Below are 18000 nucleotides of genomic sequence, written 5' to 3' on the forward strand. Positions count from 1 at the left end.
TCGTTACCTGAACTGTGGCGGCCGCTTCTGGCGCAGGCTCGCCATGCCTTCGTGCACGTCGGGCCCGGCAAAGCCCATGAATTCAAGCGCCAGCGAGGTATCGAAAGCGGGGCCGGCCATGCGCAGCCAGTTGTTGAGGGCGTACTTGGTCCAGCGGATCGCGGTTTGCGACCCCGCCGCCAGCCGGTTGGCCACCTCGAAGGCGCGCGCCACCAGTTCATCCTCTTCCACCGCCAGCGAGACCAGGCCGATCCGCTCGGCCTCTTCGCCGCTGACCGACTCGCACAGCATCAGATAGTACTTGGCCTTGGCCATTCCGCACAGCAGCGGCCACACGATGGCGGCATGGTCGCCCGCGGCCACGCCCAGCCGGGTATGGCCGTCGACGATGCGCGCGGTCCTGGCAGCGATCGAGATATCGGCCAGCAGGCCGGCCACCAGCCCGGCGCCGACGGCGGGACCGTGCATGGCGGAGACCACCGGCTTGTCGCAGTTGATGACGTTGTAGACCAGGTCGCGCGCCTCGTGCCAGACGCGGGTGCGGGTCTCGAAATCGTTGGCCATGTCCTCGACCAGCGCCAGGTCGCCGCCGGCCGAGAAGCCCTTGCCCTCGCCACGGATCAGCGCCACGCGCACCTCGGGGTCGGCGGATACGTCGCGCCAGATCTCGGCCAGCTCGCGGTGCATGTTGGCGTCCGCCGTGGCCAGCTTCTGGTTGGCCGACTGGGCCGCGCCCATGATGATTTCCAGGATGGGGCCGTGGCGGCGCAGCGTCAGGGCGCGATAGCGCTCGTAGCGGGGGGAGAGGGGTGTGGTGTCAGCGGTGGGGGTAGTCATAGGGGGGCCTGTGAAATACGTGGTTAGCGGGGCACCGGAGGTATCGTCAATTTGCCAACCGATCGGTCGGTTAATTATATGCATATCCGGCGCGCCGCCACACACGTGGCCCCTGCGTGCCTCAGGCCGCCGCCACCAGTTGGTCGATCGCGCCGAATACCGAATGGCCCTGCGCATCGAACATTTCGATCTTGACCGCGTCGCCGAATTTCAGGAACTCGGTCGACGGCTTGCCTTCGTCGATGGTCTCGAGCATGCGCTTCTCGGCGATGCAGCAGTAGCCCTTCTTGCGGTCGACGTTGGAGATCGTGCCCGAGCCCACGATGCTGCCGGCGCGCACATTGCGGGTCTTGCAGATATGGGCGATCAGCTGGCCGAAGTCGAACACCATGTCGGTGCCGCAGTCGGGCTGGCCCACCTTCTTGCTGTTCCAGTGCACGGTCATCGGCAGGTGCACCTTGCGCTCGCGCCAGGCCTCGCCGAGTTCATCGGGCGTCACCGCCACCGGCGAGAACGCCGTGGCCGGCTTGCTCTGGAAGAAGCCGAAGCCCTTGCCCAGCTCGGCCGGGATCAGGTTGCGCAGCGAGACATCGTTGGCCAGCATCACCAGCCGGATGGCTTCGCCGGCCTGCTCGGGGGTGGCGCCCATCTTCACGTCGCCGGTGATCACGGCCACCTCGGCCTCGAAGTCGATGCCGAAGGCTTCGCTCGCACAGACAATATCGTCCTGCGGACCGACGAAGTCGTCCGAGCCGCCCTGGTACATCAGCGGGTCGGTCCAGAATTCCGGCGGCATCTCGGCGCCGCGCGCCTTGCGCACCAGTTCCACGTGGTTGACATAGGCCGAGCCGTCGGCCCACTGGTAGGCGCGCGGCAACGGCGCCATGCAGTCCTTGGGCGCGAACGGGAAGGGATGGCGCGCGCGGCCGCCATTGAGTGCGTCGTACAAGTCTTGCAGCTGCGGCGCGAGGAACTGCCAGTCGTCAAGCACGGTCTGCAGCTTGCCGGCGATGTCGCTGGCGGTGTGGGCGGTCTTCAGGTCGCGCGACACGACCACCAGCTGGCCGTCGCGCGAACCGTCCTTCAGGGTTGCGAGTTTCATGGATGCAGTGCGGTAGGGATCGGGGGAGCGCCCGCGGGGCAGGCGCAATGGCCGCTAGTCTAGCGCCTAATCGGGGGCTCCAAGCCTGCGCAAGTCCTGTGCGTACTCAGTCGACCATGACGCCCCTGGCATGGATCAGTTTTGGTAAATCGATTTCGCTATAGTAAATTCGCCTACTCGCTCACCCCTCCGGGAATCGCCATCCATCGCCGCATGTCAGAGATCGAAGAAGAAGACGCCAAGCTGCGTTCCGGCATCCAGTCCATCGAGGTGGGCTTCAGGCTGCTGCAGGCGCTGGCGGCATCGCCGCGCGCGATGATGCTGCGCGACCTGGCCGCCGCCGCCGACATGAACCCGGCCAAGGCCCACCGCTACCTGGTCAGCTTCATGCGGCTGGGCGCGGTGGCGCAGGACCCCGTCAGCGGGCGCTATGACCTGGGGCCGTTCGCGCTGCAGCTGGGGCTGGCCGGGCTGAACCGGCTCGATCCGGTCAAGAAGGCGCGCCCGATCCTGTCGCAGCTGCGTGACGAACTGGACCTGACCGCCGGCATTGCGGTGTGGGGCAACCACGGTCCCACCGTGGTGCACTGGGAGGAGTCCAGCCACCCCGTCACGGTCAGCCTGCGCCTGGGGGATGTGATGCCGATGCTGAACTCCGCCACCGGCCGGCTCTACGGCGCCTACCTGCCGCGCAAGCAGACGCTGCCGCTGATCGCGCGCGAACTGGGCGCGCGCGGCAATGACGGCGTGCCCGACATGCCGCGCACGCTGGCCGAGTACGACGCCATCTGCGCCGAGGTACGCGCGCATGGCGCCGCGCGCACGCTGGGCGGCGTGCTGCCGGGCATCAATGCGTTCTCGATGCCGGTGTTCAACGCCAACGGTCACCTCGCCATGGGACTTATCGTACTGGGCGCGCAAAGCATATTCGATGCAGAATGGGGCGGTACGATGGATCGTCGCATCCGCGACATCGCCCAACAGCTCTCATCGGAACTCGGCTACCTTGGCGCAGCCACCCCGGCCGGACAAACCGGCCAATCCTAGTTCGCACGCCCGGCCCGGCGCGAATCCCCGCGTCTGGCGCCGGCGGCGCTGGATCTTCGTCATTGCCCTGGTGCTGCTGGTCCACGTGCTGGCCGTGGTGGGCTTCGTGCGCATGCCGGGACCGCTGATCCCGGTCGATGTCAGCAGCACGCCCACGCTGGAAGCGGTGCTGCTGCCGCCGCCCGCGCCGCCTGCCCCGCCCACGCCGCGGCCCGTACCCCGGCCGCGTCCGCAGCCCAGGCCGGCCGCGCCGGCTCCCCAGCCCGAACCGCATGAGGCGCCCGCCCCTGCGCCCGCCCCCCCGCTCGCGACCAGCCCGCAAGGCCCGGCCGAGATGGCCTCCGGCACCGGCGGCGAAGGCAGCGCCGCCAGGCCTGCCGCTCCTGCGCCTACCCCCGCGCCTCCCGCACCCTCAGGTGGACCGCAGGGCGGGGTCGACGGTGTGCGCTACAACGCGCCCCCGTCGGCAACCATGCATTACGCCAGCTACGTCAACGGGGTGCAGAACCCCGATGGCCTGATCCGCTGGGAGCAGGACGGCGGCCACTACCGGCTGGCCGTCGAGACCCGCGTGCTGTGGTTCCGCTTTGCCTTCCAGAGCAGCGGGGCGATGACAGAACAGGGCCTGTTGCCGGAACGCTATGAAGAACGCCGCCGCAACAAGTCGGAGGCGTCGCGCTTTGACGGCGCGGCCGGCACCGTGGTCTTTGCCTCTGGCACGCAGGCGCCGTTCCCGCCCGGGGCGCAGGACAGGTTCAGCGTGTTCCTGCAGCTGGTGGGGCTGGCGCGCGGCAACCCGCAGCGATATGCCACCCCCGGTGTGACGGAAACATTCCAGGTGGCCGACACGCGAGATGTGGAACCCATGCAAGTGCAGTATGTTGGAGAGGACGAGATCGACACCGGCCAGGGCGTGGTGCGTGCAAAGCACTTTGTGCGGCTGCCGCGCCGCGCCAACGACCGGCGCCGCGTCGAGATCTGGCTGGCGCAGTCACTGGGCTGGATGCCGGTGCGCCTGCGCCAGACCGAGCCCGACGGCACCCAGATCGAGCTGGTGTACCGCGGCAAGGAAGGACAGTAGTGTCGCCGGGTGCGCAAGACCAATGCATGCTTAACCGAAAGGAGCCCAGCCATGACCGTTGCCACGCCACCCACCGAAACCCGGCGCATCCACGCCGATGGCGCCGACCTGTACGTGCGCGTGGACGGGGCGGACGGGCCCTGGGTGATCCTGACCCATGCCCTGGCCGCCGACCATACCTTGTGGGACGCCACCGCGCAGCACCTGGCCGGCCGCTACCGCGTGGTGCGCCCGGACCTGCGCGGCCACGGCGCCAGCGACGCGCCGCTCGGGCCCTACACCATGACGCGGCTGGCCGACGACGTGGTCGCGGTGATGGACGCGCTGCAGATCCCGCAGGCGCATTTCTGCGGTATTTCGGTAGGCGGCATGATCGGGCAGACCATGGGGCTGCGCCATCCCGAACGGCTGTTGTCGCTGGCGCTGGTGGCCACCAACAGCCAGACGCCAATGGAAGCGCACCCGATGTGGCACAACCGCATCGGCCAGGCCGAAGCCCACGGCATGGCCGGCATGGCCGATGCGACCCTCGGGCGCTGGCTGACCCCGGTCTTCCATGAGGCGCACCGCGACGAAGTGTCGCGCATTCGCAACATGCTGATCGCCACGCCGGTACGGGGATACGTGGGGGTGGCCGAGGCAATCATGGCTTTTGACCTCGCCGGCGCGCTTTCCCGCATTCATTGTCCTACGCTGGTCATAGCGGGCGAGCAGGACCAGGGGGCAACGGTGGCGATGGCACAGAGCATTGCCGCGGCCATCCACGGCGCCAGGCTCGAAGTAGTGCCGCAAGCGGCGCACCTGGTGCACGTGGAGCAGCCCGAACGCTTCCACGCCGCACTGGACGCCTTTCTCGGGAGCGCCGCATGCGGGGGCCAGTGCGACGTTCCGTGACAAGCAACACACTGATGTTCTAGGCTCAAGAAACTTGTTGCATTGGCCGATGCCCAACTTATGTAAGGCAGAAAATCGTGGCAAGGTGGTGACCAGCACCAATAACTTGATTTCCTGCCGGTCACCCCAAGTTTGGAGGTAAAGCCGCGGCGCCCCCTCAAGGCATCAACTGAGGCAAGAATCAACAAGGGCAAGCCGCCCATCCATGACGCCCAGGAGGTGTGCCATGCAAATGATCTACAACAGCGACAACTACTGCATCGTGGAATTCGGTGCGGATGTCGATCAGGCGCCGCTTGAGTTCGGTGGCTATGAAATCGTCGACAAGAACCTGAAGCGCGAAATCTTTCTCGGCGGCCACCTGGCCGAGAGCTTCCGCGCCGACGTCAAACGCCTGATTGAAAGCGAGCCATCCGTGGAGGAAGTCGACGACTTTCTCGGCAAGTTCGACAATGTGATGACGCACTCGCTGGTGATGCACTGAGCGGCTTTGCCTGGAACGATCACGCCCGCTTCGGCGGGCGTTTTTGCTGGTTGCCGGCGACGCTGGGGGCCGTGCTCAATACTGTTCCCACGGCAGTCCGTCATGGCGCCAGCCATTGAGCGTATTGCGGTGGCGCTGCGCATCGAGGTCGCCCTCGAAGCCGTGCAGCACAAACTGGACATTGGTAAATCCCGCGCCTTCCAGCGCCCGTGCCGCCGCCGACGAGCGGTTGCCGCTGCGGCAGATCAGCAGCACCGGCCGCGCCGACGCCTGCCCGGCCAGTTTCTTCACCATCTGCACGAAATGCGGGTTGACCTCCCAGTCCGGGCCGTCGTTCCAGGGCACGTTGTGCGCCCCCTTGGGATGGCCGACGAACAGGTACTCCATCTCGCTGCGGCAGTCGATGAAGAGGGTTTCGGGCGATTGCGCCAGCAGGTCCTGGGCGGCGGCAGGGGCGAGGTGTTCCATGGTCGGGTATAAGCAGGGCGTCAGGGCGCTTGTTATCAATGGCGCTGTCGGTGACGCCGTTGGTGATGGTTACGTCTCTCAGTGTAGGCGCCAGACCGTCCGCCAGGCAACCGAAGGCGACCGCAAGGCCTTGATACACCTGATAAAATCGCACTTCTTTGGCCGCCATCGGCCACCGCGGCCTACCGTCGAAGCTCCGCCGGCCCCGCCTTTCCAGAGTTCCCCGCCATGAGTGCCCCTAAATCCACCGCGGCCGTGCCGCGCTCCTACACCCGGGCTGCCGAGTTGCCCCGGCTGCTGCAAGAACGCATCCTGATCCTGGATGGCGCCATGGGCACCATGATCCAGCGCTACAAGCTGTCCGAGGCGGACTACCGCGGCGAGCGCTTCACGGAACACAAGGTGGACGTCAAGGGCAACAACGAACTGCTGCTGCTGACGCGCCCGCAGGTCATCAGCGAGATCCACGAGCAATACCTGGCCGCCGGCGCCGACCTGATCGAGACCAACACCTTCGGCGCCACCCGCGTGGCGCAGGAAGACTACAAGATGGCCGACCTGGCGTACGAGATGAACGTCGAGGCCGCGCGCCTGGCGCGCGCCGCCTGCGACAAGTACAGCACGCCCGACAAGCCGCGCTTTGTCGCCGGCGCCTTCGGCCCGACGCCCAAGACCGCCAGCATCTCGCCCGACGTGAACGATCCGGGCGCGCGCAACGTGACTTTCGAAGAGCTGCGCGCGTCGTACTACGAACAGGGCAAGGCCTTGCTGGAGGGCGGTGCCGACGTGTTCCTGGTCGAGACCATCTTCGACACGCTCAACGCCAAGGCGGCGCTGTTCGCCATCGACCAGCTGTTCGAGGACACCGGCGAACGCGTGCCGGTGATGATCTCCGGCACCGTGACCGATGCCTCGGGCCGGATCCTCTCGGGCCAGACCGTTGAGGCGTTCTGGAACAGCCTGCGCCACGCCCGGCCGGTCACCTTCGGCCTGAACTGCGCGCTCGGCGCGACGCTGATGCGCCCGTATATCGCCGAGCTGGCCAAGATCTGCGACGCCGCGGTGTCGTGCTACCCGAACGCGGGTTTGCCCAACCCGATGAGCGACACGGGCTTCGACGAAACGCCCGAAGTCACCTCCTCGCTGGTGGAAGAATTTGCGGCTTCCGGGCTGGTGAACCTGGTGGGCGGCTGCTGCGGCACCACGCCCGAGCATATTGCCGCGATCGCCCAGCGCGTGGCCAACAAGACCCCCCGCACCTGGCCGGGCCAGTATCGCGACGCCGCCTGAGCCCGGAGCCAAAGACCATGAGCGACAACAAACTGCCCCCGCGCCCGATGCGCCTGTCCGGCCTCGAGCCCTTCACCATCGACGACGACACGCTGTTCGTCAACGTCGGCGAGCGCACCAACGTGACCGGCTCCAAGGCCTTCGCGCGCATGATCCTGAACGGCCAGTTCGACGAGGCGCTGGCGGTGGCCCGCCAGCAGGTCGAGAACGGCGCGCAGATCATCGACATCAACATGGACGAGGCCATGCTGGACTCGAAGGCCGCCATGGTTCGCTTCCTGAACCTGATCGCCTCCGAGCCCGACATCGCGCGCGTGCCGATCATGCTGGACTCGTCCAAGTGGGAAGTGATCGAGGCCGGCCTGCAGTGCGTGCAGGGCAAGCCCGTGGTGAACTCGATCTCGCTCAAGGAAGGCGAGGAGCAGTTCCGCCACCACGCCGAGCTGATCCGCCGCTATGGCGCGGCAAGCGTGGTGATGGCCTTCGACGAGAAGGGCCAGGCCGACACCTTCGCGCGCAAGACCGAGATCTGCAAGCGCAGCTACGACATCCTGGTCAATGAAGTGGGCTTCCCGCCCGAAGACATTATCTTTGACCCGAACATCTTCGCGGTCGCGACCGGCATCGAAGAGCACAACAACTACGCGGTCGACTTCATCGACGCCACGCGCTGGATCAAACAGAACCTGCCGTATGCCAAGGTCAGCGGCGGCGTGTCCAACGTGTCGTTCTCGTTCCGCGGCAACGACGTGGTGCGCGAGGCGATCCACACCGTGTTCCTGTACCACGCCATCGGCGCGGGCATGGACATGGGCATCGTCAACGCCGGCCAGCTCGGCGTGTATGACCAGCTCGACCCCGAACTGCGCGAGCGCGTGGAAGACGTGGTGCTGAACCGCCGCGAGGATTCCACCGACCGCCTGCTGGAGATCGCCGACCGTTTCAAGGGCGGCGGCGCGAAGCGGGAAGAAAACCTCGCCTGGCGCGGCACGCCCGAGCAGCCGGTGCCGGTGGGCGATCGCCTGGCGCACGCGCTGGTGCATGGCATCACCACCTTTATCGTCGAAGACACCGAAGAGGTTCGCCAGCAGGTCGAGGCGCGCGGCGGCCGTCCGATCGAGGTGATCGAGGGCCCGCTGATGGACGGCATGAACATCGTCGGCGACCTGTTCGGCGCCGGCAAGATGTTCCTGCCGCAGGTGGTCAAGAGCGCGCGCGTGATGAAGCAGGCCGTGGCCCACCTGCTGCCCTACATCGAGGAAGAGAAGCGCCTGCTGGCCGAGGCCGGCGGCGATGTCAAGGCGCGCGGCAAGATCGTCATCGCCACGGTGAAGGGCGACGTGCACGATATCGGCAAGAACATTGTGTCGGTGGTGCTCCAGTGCAATAACTTTGAAGTGGTCAACATGGGCGTGATGGTCCCGTGCAACGAGATCCTGGCCCGCGCCAAGGTCGAGGGCGCGGATATCGTCGGCCTGTCGGGCCTGATCACGCCGTCGCTCGAAGAGATGGCGTATGTCGCTTCGGAAATGCAGCGCGACGACTACTTCCGCGTGAAGAAGATCCCGCTGCTGATCGGCGGCGCCACCACCTCGCGCGTGCACACCGCCGTCAAGATTGCGCCCAACTACGAGGGCCCGGTGGTCTACGTGCCGGACGCCTCGCGCTCGGTGAGCGTGGCCTCGAGCCTGCTGTCCGACGACGGCGCGGCAAAGTACCTCGACGATCTGAAGTCCGATTACGACCGCATCCGCACCCAGCACGCCAACAAGAAGGCCACGCCGATGGTGACGCTGGCGCAGGCGCGCGCCAACAAGACCCCGATCGACTGGAGCACCTACGTGCCGCCGAAGCCCAAGTTCATCGGCCGGCGCGTATTCCGCAACTACGACCTGGCGGAGCTGGCCAACTACATCGACTGGGGCCCGTTCTTCCAGACCTGGGACCTGGCCGGCAAATTCCCCGACATCCTCAACGACGAGATCGTCGGCGAATCCGCGCGGCGCGTGTTCTCGGACGGCAAGGCCATGCTGTCGCGCCTGATCCAGGGCCGCTGGCTGACCGCCAACGGGGTGATGGCGCTGCTGCCGGCCAACACGGTGAACGACGACGACATCGAGGTCTACACCGACGAGACCCGCAGCAAGGTCGCGCTGACCTGGCACAACCTGCGCCAGCAGAGCGAGCGTCCGGTGGTGGACGGCGTGCGCCGCCCCAATCGCTGCCTGGCTGACTTTGTCGCGCCCAGGGACAGCGGCATTGCCGACTACATCGGCCTGTTTGCGGTCACCGCGGGCCTGGGCGTGGAGAAGAAGGAGGCCCAGTTCGAAGCCGACCATGACGACTACAGCGCGATCATGCTCAAGGCGCTCGCCGACCGCTTCGCCGAAGGCTTTGCCGAATGCCTGCACGAACGCGTGCGCAAGGATCTGTGGGGCTACGATGCCGCCGAGCAACTCAGCAATGAGCAGCTGATCGCCGAGTCGTACCGCGGCATCCGCCCGGCGCCCGGCTACCCGGCCTGCCCGGAGCACACCGTCAAGGGCCCGATGTTCGAATTCCTCGACGCGGCCGAGATCGGCATGGGCATCACCGAGTCGCTGGCGATGACGCCGGCCGCGTCGGTGAGCGGCTTCTACCTGGCGCATCCCGCGTCGACCTACTTCAGCATCGGCAAGATCGGCCAGGACCAGCTCGACGACATGGCGGCGCGCCGCCATGAAGACCGCGCGACGCTGGCGCGCGCGCTCGCGCCCAACCTGTAACCGGGTGCGACGCAACGGCGGCCGGGGCGATGCCATCGCCCCGTCTCCAGCCCGTTGATGCAGCAGGGAAAAGCACCGCTGGCGCCCTGTGTGGCGGGGCCAGGGCGACGTGTCAGGCGCCTCACAACTCCTTACAGAGCCTTTCAACTGCTCACAGACCGGCGCGGTCCGGCTCCCTAGACTGGGGGCTCGATACACGCAATCACCGGCGTGATCACCGCGGCGAATGTTTCGCCGTGGGGCATCCTGAAAGGAGTCTGTCCATGAAGAAACTGCTGCTCTCCCTGTCCGTCCTGTCGATCGCCGCCGCTTCCTCGCTGGCCATGGCCCAAGGCACCGGCGTCTCGGTTGGCACGAAGGCCGATGTCGGTGCATCGGTGACTACGCCCTCGCCAGCCGCTGCGGCGCACGGTGGCCTGAATACCGCCGGCAGCGCCGCGACGGGTGCCGCAGGCGCGGCCGACAAGGGCCTGTCCACCGCCGGCTCGGCCATCGACAAGGGTGTCGGCACCGCCGCTGACACCGCCGACGCCGCCAAGGCAGACGCAGGCAGCGCGGCCAAGCATGGCAAGCACGCGGCCAAGTCGGCCAAGAAGGCGAAGGGCGACGTGGGTGTCAGCGCTGGTGCAGAAGCTGGCGCCAAGGCGCAGTAACCCCGCCAGTCAGCGCACCGCAGTAAGCGCCAATAGTCTCTTGCAGTACTAGCCTCAACCGGTGCCGGCCGCGCCGGGCCCCCTCCAGGGATGTTCACGGGCCTGACGCGCCGCAGCAAAGCGGGACGGATCTTATCCGTCCCGCTTTGCATTGGAGCGCGGACAATCCGCGCCGCCGGGTGCGCTGCCGCCGCCTCGCATTGTCAGCCTGACACCGACATCCTGCACGCGCGTGCGGCACTACAATGACATCATCGCAAGCGGTTCCGCCTGCACCCGACGTGCACCGGGCAGATGTGCCGGGTCGTTCAACCCCGTGGAGCGCTACATGATCCGTGTCCTGATCGCCGACGACCACGAGATTGTGCGTGCCGGGCTGCGCCAGTTCATTGCCGAAGAGCCCGATATCCAGGTGACGGGCGAGGCCGGCAGCGGCGACCAGGTCATGGCGAAGCTGCGCGATGCCGAGTTCGACGTGCTGGTGCTGGACATCTCCATGCCCGACCGCAACGGCATCGATGTGCTCAAGCTGATTCGCCAGCGCAAGCCCGAGTTGCCGGTCCTGATCCTGTCCACCTACCCGGAAGACCAGTACGCGATCAACCTGATCCGTGCCGGCGCCTCGGGCTACCTGACCAAGGAAAGCGCCCCAGACGACCTGGTCAAGGCGATCCGTACGGTGGCCCAGGGCCGCCGCTACGTGAGCGCCACCGTGGCCGACCTGCTGATTGGCGGCCTCGACAAGGCGACCGAGCAGCCGGTGCACCAGATGCTGTCCGAACGCGAATTCCAGATCTTCTGCAAACTGTCGCGCGGGCAGTCGGTGTCGGTGATTGCCGACGAACTGTTTCTCAGCGTCAAGACCGTCAGTACCTATCGATCCCGGATCCTGGAGAAAATGGGCATGAAGACCAACGCTGACCTGACCTACTACGCGATCAAGAACGGCCTGGTCGAATAAGGGGCCGCAAACTGACTGCATGGCGAACTGCATAACGGACCACGTTGGCCCGCACCGGACGAGAACCAGCAATACTGAATATGTCGGAGCAGGCTTCGAACACTTCCTACCGGGCGCTGAGCATACTGCTGATTGAAGACTCGGCGGTCCTGCGAGGCATGTTGCTCGAATACCTGAAGGATTTCCCGTTCATCGAGAACGTGGACTGGGCCGACACCGAAGCCATGGCCCTGCGGCTGCTCGCCGCCGGCAAGTACGATGTGGTGATCGTTGACATCCAGCTGCGCCAGGGCAACGGCATCAATGTGCTGCGCGCGATGCAACGCAACAATACCGGCGCCGTGCGCATCGTCTACACCAACCACGCCCAGGTCAGCATATACCGCAACCAGTGCACCGAGGCCGGGGCGGACTACTTCTTCGACAAGTCGCTCGAGCTCGAGCAGGTGTTCCGCGTGATCGAGGAGCACGCGGCGCCGGCGCCCTGAGCCGGCCGGCACGCCCACACGATTCCCTGCCCGCCGGTGCGCGTCAGGCGCGCGCCGGCTCCTGGTTTTCCGGCGCCTCTGCCGGCGCCAGCACCGCGTCCGTCAGCGGCACCTCGATGCGGATGCGCACGCCCGCCTGCGCCGACGAATCGATCCGCATGCTGCCGCCCAGCGCGGTGACGCGCTGCTCCATGCCCAGCAGCCCGTGGTGGCCGGCGGTGCTGCCTGCGTCAAAGTCGGGCGGCAGGCCCTTGCCGTTGTCGCGCACGGTCAGCGTCAGCAGGTTGTCCTGGCAGGCCAGGCTGACATCGATGTGCTTGGCTTCAGAGTATTTGCTGGCATTGGTCAGCGATTCCTGCACGATCCGGTACAGCGCGATCGCGGCCTCGTCGCGCAGCGGCGGCAGGTCTTCCGGCACGCTGACTTCGGTCTCCCAGTCATTGCGCGCGCCCACTTCCTCGACCAGCTGGCAGACCGCCGCGCGCAGGCCCAGGTTCAGCAGCACGGTGGGGCGCAGGTCTTCGATCAGCCGGCGTTTGATCTGGATGCCCTGGTCCACGTGCAGCATCACGCGTGTCAGGCGCTCGGCCGCCACCGGATGGTCTTCCTGCACCTTGCGGCGCACCCAGTGCAGGTCCAGCTTGATCGCGGTGAGGATGGCGCCCAGTTCATCGTGCAGCTCGCGCGCCAGGCGTGTCTTTTCGTCCTCGGTCACGCGCTGCAGGTGGGCCGCCAGCGCCGACAGCTGGCGCGTGCGCGCGCGCACCTTGCGATCCAGCCGCACGCCTTCCTCTTCCAGCTGGGTGCGCACCGCCTCGGCCATCGACAGGCGCTTGGCATGGCCGAATCCCACCGCCATCATCAGGATGATGTTGATGGCGGTGAGCAGGGCGATGCCATAACGCGACAGCTGCACATCGTTGTCGGCGCCCTCCAGCCGGTGCGAGACCGCGCCGGCCTCGCGCGCCTGCAGCTGGTCCAGCCCGCGGCGCGCGTTGTCCATGGTCTCCTTGCCGTAGTCGGTGCGGATCAGGTCCAGCGCCACTTCCAGGTCGCGCTTGCCATAGACCAGCGTCAGCGCCATCTCGTTGAGCTTGCTGTTGACCAGCTTGGAGGTGTCGCCGAACTGCTTCAGGCCCTCGGGGTCATTGGCATAGCCCGCGCGGATCTGCGCCATCAGTTCGGCGATGCGGGGCAGTGCCTTGTAGTACGGCTCCAGGTAGTTTTCCTTGCCGGTCAGCAGGAAGCCGCGCTGGCCGGCCTCGGCGTTGACCAGCTCGCCGTTGAGCGCGGCCAGCTCGGTCTGCAGGCGCTGCGAGCGGATCACATCGGTATAGCTTTCACGCAGGCGGATATTGCCGGTTTCCGACGCCATCAGCACCGCCAGCGTCAGCAAGATGCCGCCCGCCAGCAGCAGTGTGTGGGGAAGAAAGGACTGCTTGAACATGGGGCAATTCCTGTAGTGAAGGCGCGCCGCTCGCCCGCCGCAGCGCCAGGGAGCGCCCATGGAATCACATCGATCGCCATGGGTCAACCTGGAAACGGCGCCCGCGTGGGGCGTTGTCCGGGCGTTTGTAGGACTCGGCTGACAGCGGAATCGGCTCGCTGTCAGTATTGGTGCGCGGCCTGGCTTTCTACGATGAGGCTATGAGCTTGCACCCTTCGGCGCAAGCCCTCACATGGGCCCCGCCAGTGCGCCTGGCCTGGTCCGAAGTCTTCGGGAGCCTTGCCATGCTGCAATATGCACTCGTATTTTTCGTCATCGCCCTGATCGCCGCGATCTTTGGCTTCGGTGGCATTGCCGCCGGCGCCGTGGAAATCGCCAAGATCCTGTTCTTTATCTTCCTGGTCGTGGCGCTGGTCGCCGCGGTCATGGGCCTGGTGCGCAGGGGACGATAGCCGGCGCAAGCCGGCATTGCCCCGCACCGACCGAACCTGAGGAGACCGTATGCTGACGCAGAACCCGAAAGTCCGGAAGGAACTGAACCACCTGTCCGACAGTGCAGACAGTGCCATCCGTCATATCAGGCATGCCGCGCGCGACACGCGCGCTGCGGCAGCGCCGGTATCCAGCGAGGTCAAGGCACTGATAGCCCAGCTCGAGCACACCATCCAGGTGCTGGCACGCGAGGGCTCCGCCGAGAGCCTGCAAGCGGGCCAGCGCCTGCGCGATCGCGCCGGCGAGATGGCGCAGCGCCTGCGCGCCCAGACCACCGATAGCATGATGCGCGCCCGCGAGCGCATGGATGGTGCGGTAGAGCACGCCCAGCACCGTGTGGCGGAGTCGCCGCTGAAGGCGGTGGCGCTCGCCGCGGCCGTGGGTGCGCTGATCGGGCTGCTGCTGGCCAATGGCCGGAGCCGCTCAGAGGAGGAGTAGCCCGCCTGGCTAAAAGACGTTAAGACGTTACTGGGATCCGCCTGGCATGCCGGGCGGGTTCCGCAGGCATTTCCCCCTTTCCGGAATCCTCGTCCGGAAGCCCGGCAGCCTACTGCGGTGCCGGGCGTTTTTTTGGCGCGGCACGCATAGGAAAGGTGGCGTCAGTGCGGGTCAGACACCCCAGAGGATGTTGGCACCTTCGCGCTGCGAGGCACGCAGCATGTCCAGGAACGGGTAGGCGCGCTGGCCCAGGTGCAGCGGTTCCTCTTCTTCCTCGTCGGCGGGCTTTGTTTCGACAGCGGTGTCGGCGGGAGGGGCGCGGCGCGCATCGGCGACGGCCGCTTCCAGCTTGTGGATCGCGTGCGGCAGTTCTTCGACCGTGATCACCCCTCGTTCCCCGAGACGCTTGCCGATGATGCCCAGCAGCGTCACAGCCAGATCCCTCATCATGATCAGGTCCTGCGCAGCGTGGGATTTGAAGGTGATCAGCATGATGTTTTTCCTTTCACGGACGGCCGGTCTGGCCAGGATTTGTGGCCCGGATTGTGGTCCGCAGCCATCCTCGCGCATGATGTCAGCATAGCACCTGATAAAATTCGGCGTTCCCGATTCCCATGCCTGTCACGCGGCGCGGCGTTGATTTGCCGTCACTTGCCGTATTCCGGGCGCCGGCGCTGCCCCATGGGCTGCGCCTGAACTCCTTGCCCACAGGGCTTCCGACATCCATGCTGCCTGTTCAGACCTCCAATCTTGCCGCCGCGTTCACTGATGCGGTGCGCGCGCTCGCCCCGGCCGATGCCACCCTGCCCGCCGTCACCTTCGAGCGGCCCAAGGTGGCCGCCCACGGCGACCTTGCCTGCAATGTCGCCATGCAGGTCGCGCGTGCGCTCAAGAGCAATCCGCGCGAGCTGGCCCAGCGCATCGTCGATGCCGTGCAGACCGACGCCCGTGCGCAGGGCCTGGTCCAGGCCATGGAGATCGCCGGCCCCGGCTTCATCAACCTGCGCCTGACCCCGGCCGCCAAGGCCGACGTGCTGCGCGCGGTGCTGGCCGAGGGCGACCACTACGGCGCGCGCGAGCGCGGCGTGCATGGCCAGGTGCTGGTGGAGTTCGTCTCGGCCAACCCGACCGGCCCGCTGCACGTCGGCCACGGCCGCCAGGCGGCGCTGGGCGATGCGCTGGCCAACCTGCTGTCGTGGCAAGGCTGGCACGTGCACCGCGAGTTCTACTACAACGACGCCGGCGTGCAGATCCAGACCCTGGCGCTGTCGGTACAGGCGCGCGCGCGCGGCCTGAAGCCGGGCGACGCCAGCTGGCCCGAGGCCGCCTACAACGGCGACTACATCGCCGACATCGCCGCCGACTTCCTGGCCGGCAAGACCGTCAGCGCCTCGGACGGCGAGCCCGTGACCGCGTCGGGCAATGTCGAGGACATCGACTCGATCCGCAAGTTTGCCGTCACCTACCTGCGCAACGAGCAGGACATCGACCTGCAGGCCTTCGGTGTCAAGTTCGACCGCTACTATCTGGAATCGTCGCTGTACAGCGACGGCCGCGTCGAAGCCGCGGTGCAGTCGCTGATCGGCAAGGGCAAGACCTACGAGAGCGAGGGCGCGCTGTGGCTGCGCACCACCGACGACGGCGACGACAAGGACCGCGTGATGAAGAAGAGCGACGGCACCTATACGTACTTCGTGCCGGACGTGGCCTACCACACCACCAAGTGGGAGCGCGGCTTCACCAAGGTCATCAACGTGCAGGGCAGCGACCACCACGGCACCATCGCCCGCGTGCGCGCCGGCCTGCAGGGCCTGGACATGGGCATCCCGCAGGGCTACCCCGACTACGTGCTGCACAAGATGGTCACCGTGATGAAGAACGGCGAGGAGGTCAAGATCTCCAAGCGCGCCGGCTCCTATGTCACCGTGCGCGACCTGATCGAATGGTCCAATGGCGGCGATGAGACCATCCGCGGCTGCCTGGACGCCGGCGTGGCCGACTGGCCCGGGCACTTCACCCGCGGCCGCGACGCGGTGCGCTTCTTCCTGCTGTCGCGCAAGGCCGATACCGAGTTTGTGTTCGACGTCGACCTGGCGCTCAAGCAGAACGACGAGAACCCGGTGTATTACGTGCAGTACGCCCATGCCCGCATCTGCTCGATCTTCGAGTCGTGGGGCGGCGCGGACTGGGAAGCGCGCCTGGCCGAACTGGCCGGCGCCGACCTGTCCGCCGTGACCGGCCCCGAAGCCAGCGCCCAGGCGCAGGCGCTGGGACAGCGCCTGGCCGAGTTCCCGGACATGCTGTCTGCCGCCGCGACCGAACTGGCCCCGCACGCGGTGGCCTTCTACCTGCGCGACCTGGCCGGCGACTTCCACGCCTTCTACAACGCCGACCGCGTGCTGGTCGACGACGAGGCCGTCAAGCGCGCCCGGCTGGCGTTGCTGGCCGCCACGCGCCAGGTGCTGTGCAACGGCCTGGCGGTGATCGGCGTGTCCGCCCCGCGCCGCATGTAAGCAGGCGTGCGGTGTCCCCGCGCGGGACGCACGGGGCCATCCGGCCCCGGGGACGATGCCAGTGCGGCCGTTGGCGGCACTGGCCCTATAATCCCGGCATCACCGAAGAGGACTTCATGCAACAGCAACGCAAGCGCGAGTCGCGCAAGGTCCGCCGCAACCAGCAACGCGGCGGTACGTTCCTGGGCCTGGTGCTAGGGCTGATCGTCGGGCTGGCCATCGCCGTGGTGGTCGCCCTGTACATCACCAAGTCGCCGACCCCGTTCCATCAGAAGAACGCCCCGCGCCCGAGCGAGCCGGGCAACGTCGCCAGCCAGCTGCCGCCGCCGGCCCAGCGCGCCGAGGAGGGCCCGAGCGACCCCAACAAGCCGCTGTGGAGCAAGACCCCGGCCAAGCCGGTGGGCCAGCCGCCGGAGCCGGAACCGAAGCAGAACGGCCAGCCCCAGCCCCCGGTGGCGGTGGCCCGTCCGGCCGAGAAGCCGGCCGAGAAGCCTGTGGAAAAGCCCGTGGAGAAGCCGGCTGACAAGCCTGTCGCCAGCAAGCCGGCCGAGAAGCCGGCCGAAAAGCCGGTGGTCGACCCGATCGCCGAGATCGCCCAGGCCGACGCCCACAAGGTGGGCTACCTGCTGCAGGTGGGGGCGTTCCGCTCGTCGGACGACGCCGACCGCCAGAAGGCCAACCTGGCGATGCAGGGCTTCGAGGCCAAGATCACCGAGCGTGACGTGAACGGCGTCAAGATGTACCGGGTGCGCCTGGGGCCGTACAACCGCATCGACGACATGAACAAGGCGCGCGACCGGCTGCAGTCGTCGGGCTTCGAGTCCTCGGTGATCCGCTTTACCAAGCAGTAAGCCGGACCGCAGGGTCGGGCGTTATCCGGTTATCCCGGGCGGGCGCGGCGGATTGCCGCGTCGCTTAATACCCGGTAACCGCCGCAACACCGCCGCAACACGTTGTCACCAGACGCGGCCGGCGTTCCGCTGAACCGGACGCCGCCGCCGCTGTCATACGCTCATCGTCCAAACCGCAAGGCCGCACCA

18 protein-coding genes are annotated in these 18000 nt (G+C 67.0%); 13 read left to right on the plus strand and 5 right to left on the minus strand.

Annotated features, from left to right (window positions below):
- Positions 1-3 precede the first annotated feature (3 nt).
- Together DN412_RS13195 and DN412_RS13200 are read right to left on the minus strand one after the other, a co-directional pair.
- Positions 4-837: an enoyl-CoA hydratase/isomerase family protein gene (locus tag DN412_RS13195; protein ID WP_078194747.1), complete on the minus strand. Its 834-nt coding sequence runs from the start codon at positions 835-837 to the stop codon at positions 4-6.
- Positions 838-958: 121 nt separating this feature from the next.
- Entirely contained in the window at positions 959-1939 is a 981-nt protein-coding gene (locus DN412_RS13200; protein WP_115212053.1) for a fumarylacetoacetate hydrolase family protein, read from the minus strand.
- Between the two features lie 213 nt (positions 1940-2152).
- Here DN412_RS13200 and DN412_RS13205 point away from each other — a divergent pair, with 213 nt between their 5' ends.
- The 4 genes from DN412_RS13205 to DN412_RS13220 all read left to right on the plus strand — a co-directional run bounded on the left by DN412_RS13205 (position 2153) and on the right by DN412_RS13220 (position 5445).
- On the plus strand, positions 2153-2986 hold the full coding sequence (locus tag DN412_RS13205; RefSeq protein WP_078194749.1) for an IclR family transcriptional regulator: 834 nt from the start codon (positions 2153-2155) through the stop codon (positions 2984-2986).
- Positions 2946-4067 carry a DUF3108 domain-containing protein gene (locus tag DN412_RS13210; protein WP_244222649.1) on the plus strand — a complete coding sequence of 374 codons (1122 nt, stop codon included), beginning with the start codon at positions 2946-2948 and terminating at the stop codon, positions 4065-4067. Before DN412_RS13205 ends, DN412_RS13210 begins: the two co-directional genes overlap by 41 nt.
- Positions 4068-4118: 51 nt before the next feature.
- Positions 4119-4961: an alpha/beta fold hydrolase gene (locus DN412_RS13215; protein WP_115212054.1), complete on the plus strand. Its 843-nt coding sequence runs from the start codon at positions 4119-4121 to the stop codon at positions 4959-4961.
- A 226-nt stretch (positions 4962-5187) separates the two neighbouring features.
- Complete coding sequence (locus tag DN412_RS13220) at positions 5188-5445, plus strand: BTH_I0359 family protein (protein ID WP_078194751.1); 258 nt, start codon at positions 5188-5190, stop codon at positions 5443-5445.
- A 75-nt stretch (positions 5446-5520) separates the two neighbouring features.
- Here the strand turns inward: DN412_RS13220 and DN412_RS13225 are convergent, their stop codons facing one another.
- On the minus strand, positions 5521-5913 hold the full coding sequence (locus DN412_RS13225; RefSeq protein WP_115212055.1) for a rhodanese-like domain-containing protein: 393 nt from the start codon (positions 5911-5913) through the stop codon (positions 5521-5523).
- 228 nt (positions 5914-6141) lie between these two features.
- On the opposite strand from DN412_RS13225, the gene DN412_RS13230 reads away from it, so the two are divergent.
- From DN412_RS13230 to DN412_RS13250, 5 genes are all read left to right on the plus strand, one after another.
- Positions 6142-7203: a homocysteine S-methyltransferase family protein gene (locus tag DN412_RS13230; RefSeq protein WP_115212056.1), complete on the plus strand. Its 1062-nt coding sequence runs from the start codon at positions 6142-6144 to the stop codon at positions 7201-7203.
- Positions 7204-7220: 17 nt separating this feature from the next.
- Positions 7221-9968, plus strand: coding sequence for a methionine synthase (metH, locus tag DN412_RS13235; RefSeq protein ID WP_115212057.1), 2748 nt, complete (start codon positions 7221-7223; stop codon positions 9966-9968).
- Between the two features lie 263 nt (positions 9969-10231).
- Complete coding sequence (locus tag DN412_RS13240; protein ID WP_115212058.1) at positions 10232-10621, plus strand: hypothetical protein; 390 nt, start codon at positions 10232-10234, stop codon at positions 10619-10621.
- A gap of 328 nt (positions 10622-10949) precedes the next feature.
- Positions 10950-11582, plus strand: coding sequence for a response regulator (locus tag DN412_RS13245; RefSeq protein WP_115212059.1), 633 nt, complete (start codon positions 10950-10952; stop codon positions 11580-11582).
- 80 nt (positions 11583-11662) lie between these two features.
- The gene (locus DN412_RS13250; protein WP_078194755.1) at positions 11663-12070 is read left to right on the plus strand and encodes a response regulator; all 408 of its coding nucleotides are present in this window, start codon (positions 11663-11665) and stop codon (positions 12068-12070) included.
- Between the two features lie 43 nt (positions 12071-12113).
- Here DN412_RS13250 and DN412_RS13255 read toward each other — a convergent pair whose 3' ends face one another.
- On the minus strand, positions 12114-13517 hold the full coding sequence (locus DN412_RS13255; protein WP_115212060.1) for a sensor histidine kinase: 1404 nt from the start codon (positions 13515-13517) through the stop codon (positions 12114-12116).
- A 284-nt stretch (positions 13518-13801) separates the two neighbouring features.
- On the opposite strand from DN412_RS13255, the gene DN412_RS13260 reads away from it, so the two are divergent.
- Both DN412_RS13260 and DN412_RS13265 read left to right on the plus strand, forming a co-directional pair.
- Positions 13802-13969: a DUF1328 domain-containing protein gene (locus DN412_RS13260; protein ID WP_010812883.1), complete on the plus strand. Its 168-nt coding sequence runs from the start codon at positions 13802-13804 to the stop codon at positions 13967-13969.
- Positions 13970-14018: 49 nt separating this feature from the next.
- On the plus strand, positions 14019-14447 hold the full coding sequence (locus DN412_RS13265; RefSeq protein ID WP_115212061.1) for a DUF883 family protein: 429 nt from the start codon (positions 14019-14021) through the stop codon (positions 14445-14447).
- 171 nt (positions 14448-14618) lie between these two features.
- Here the strand turns inward: DN412_RS13265 and DN412_RS13270 are convergent, their stop codons facing one another.
- Positions 14619-14939 (minus strand): DUF1840 domain-containing protein, encoded by a 321-nt coding sequence (locus tag DN412_RS13270; protein ID WP_115212062.1) that lies wholly within the window; start codon positions 14937-14939, stop codon positions 14619-14621.
- 233 nt (positions 14940-15172) lie between these two features.
- Between DN412_RS13270 and argS the strand changes: the two genes are divergently transcribed.
- Positions 15173-16960, plus strand: coding sequence for an arginine--tRNA ligase (gene argS, locus DN412_RS13275; RefSeq protein WP_115212063.1), 1788 nt, complete (start codon positions 15173-15175; stop codon positions 16958-16960).
- 116 nt (positions 16961-17076) lie between these two features.
- Positions 17077-17811, plus strand: a complete 735-nt coding sequence (locus DN412_RS13280) for an SPOR domain-containing protein (RefSeq protein WP_115212064.1) — start codon at positions 17077-17079, stop codon at positions 17809-17811.
- Positions 17812-18000: the final 189 nt, after the last annotated feature.

This window comes from Cupriavidus lacunae (assembly GCF_003353055.1).
GTDB lineage: Bacteria > Pseudomonadota > Gammaproteobacteria > Burkholderiales > Burkholderiaceae > Cupriavidus > Cupriavidus lacunae.

Bases quoted from the DNA above. Each gene is read 5' to 3' on its own strand.
- DN412_RS13195 (WP_078194747.1), bottom strand. From the start codon at position 837: ATGACTACCCCCACCGCTGACACCACACCCCTCTCCCCCCGCTACGAG.
- DN412_RS13200 (WP_115212053.1), bottom strand. From the start codon at position 1,939: ATGAAACTCGCAACCCTGAAGGACGGTTCGCGCGACGGCCAGCTGGTG.
- DN412_RS13205 (WP_078194749.1), top strand. From the start codon at position 2,153: ATGTCAGAGATCGAAGAAGAAGACGCCAAGCTGCGTTCCGGCATCCAG.
- DN412_RS13215 (WP_115212054.1), top strand. From the start codon at position 4,119: ATGACCGTTGCCACGCCACCCACCGAAACCCGGCGCATCCACGCCGAT.
- DN412_RS13220 (WP_078194751.1), top strand. From the start codon at position 5,188: ATGCAAATGATCTACAACAGCGACAACTACTGCATCGTGGAATTCGGT.
- DN412_RS13225 (WP_115212055.1), bottom strand. From the start codon at position 5,913: ATGGAACACCTCGCCCCTGCCGCCGCCCAGGACCTGCTGGCGCAATCG.
- DN412_RS13230 (WP_115212056.1), top strand. From the start codon at position 6,142: ATGAGTGCCCCTAAATCCACCGCGGCCGTGCCGCGCTCCTACACCCGG.
- metH (WP_115212057.1), top strand. From the start codon at position 7,221: ATGAGCGACAACAAACTGCCCCCGCGCCCGATGCGCCTGTCCGGCCTC.
- DN412_RS13240 (WP_115212058.1), top strand. From the start codon at position 10,232: ATGAAGAAACTGCTGCTCTCCCTGTCCGTCCTGTCGATCGCCGCCGCT.
- DN412_RS13245 (WP_115212059.1), top strand. From the start codon at position 10,950: ATGATCCGTGTCCTGATCGCCGACGACCACGAGATTGTGCGTGCCGGG.
- DN412_RS13250 (WP_078194755.1), top strand. From the start codon at position 11,663: ATGTCGGAGCAGGCTTCGAACACTTCCTACCGGGCGCTGAGCATACTG.
- DN412_RS13255 (WP_115212060.1), bottom strand. From the start codon at position 13,517: ATGTTCAAGCAGTCCTTTCTTCCCCACACACTGCTGCTGGCGGGCGGC.
- DN412_RS13260 (WP_010812883.1), top strand. From the start codon at position 13,802: ATGCTGCAATATGCACTCGTATTTTTCGTCATCGCCCTGATCGCCGCG.
- DN412_RS13265 (WP_115212061.1), top strand. From the start codon at position 14,019: ATGCTGACGCAGAACCCGAAAGTCCGGAAGGAACTGAACCACCTGTCC.
- DN412_RS13270 (WP_115212062.1), bottom strand. From the start codon at position 14,939: ATGCTGATCACCTTCAAATCCCACGCTGCGCAGGACCTGATCATGATG.
- argS (WP_115212063.1), top strand. From the start codon at position 15,173: ATGCTGCCTGTTCAGACCTCCAATCTTGCCGCCGCGTTCACTGATGCG.
- DN412_RS13280 (WP_115212064.1), top strand. From the start codon at position 17,077: ATGCAACAGCAACGCAAGCGCGAGTCGCGCAAGGTCCGCCGCAACCAG.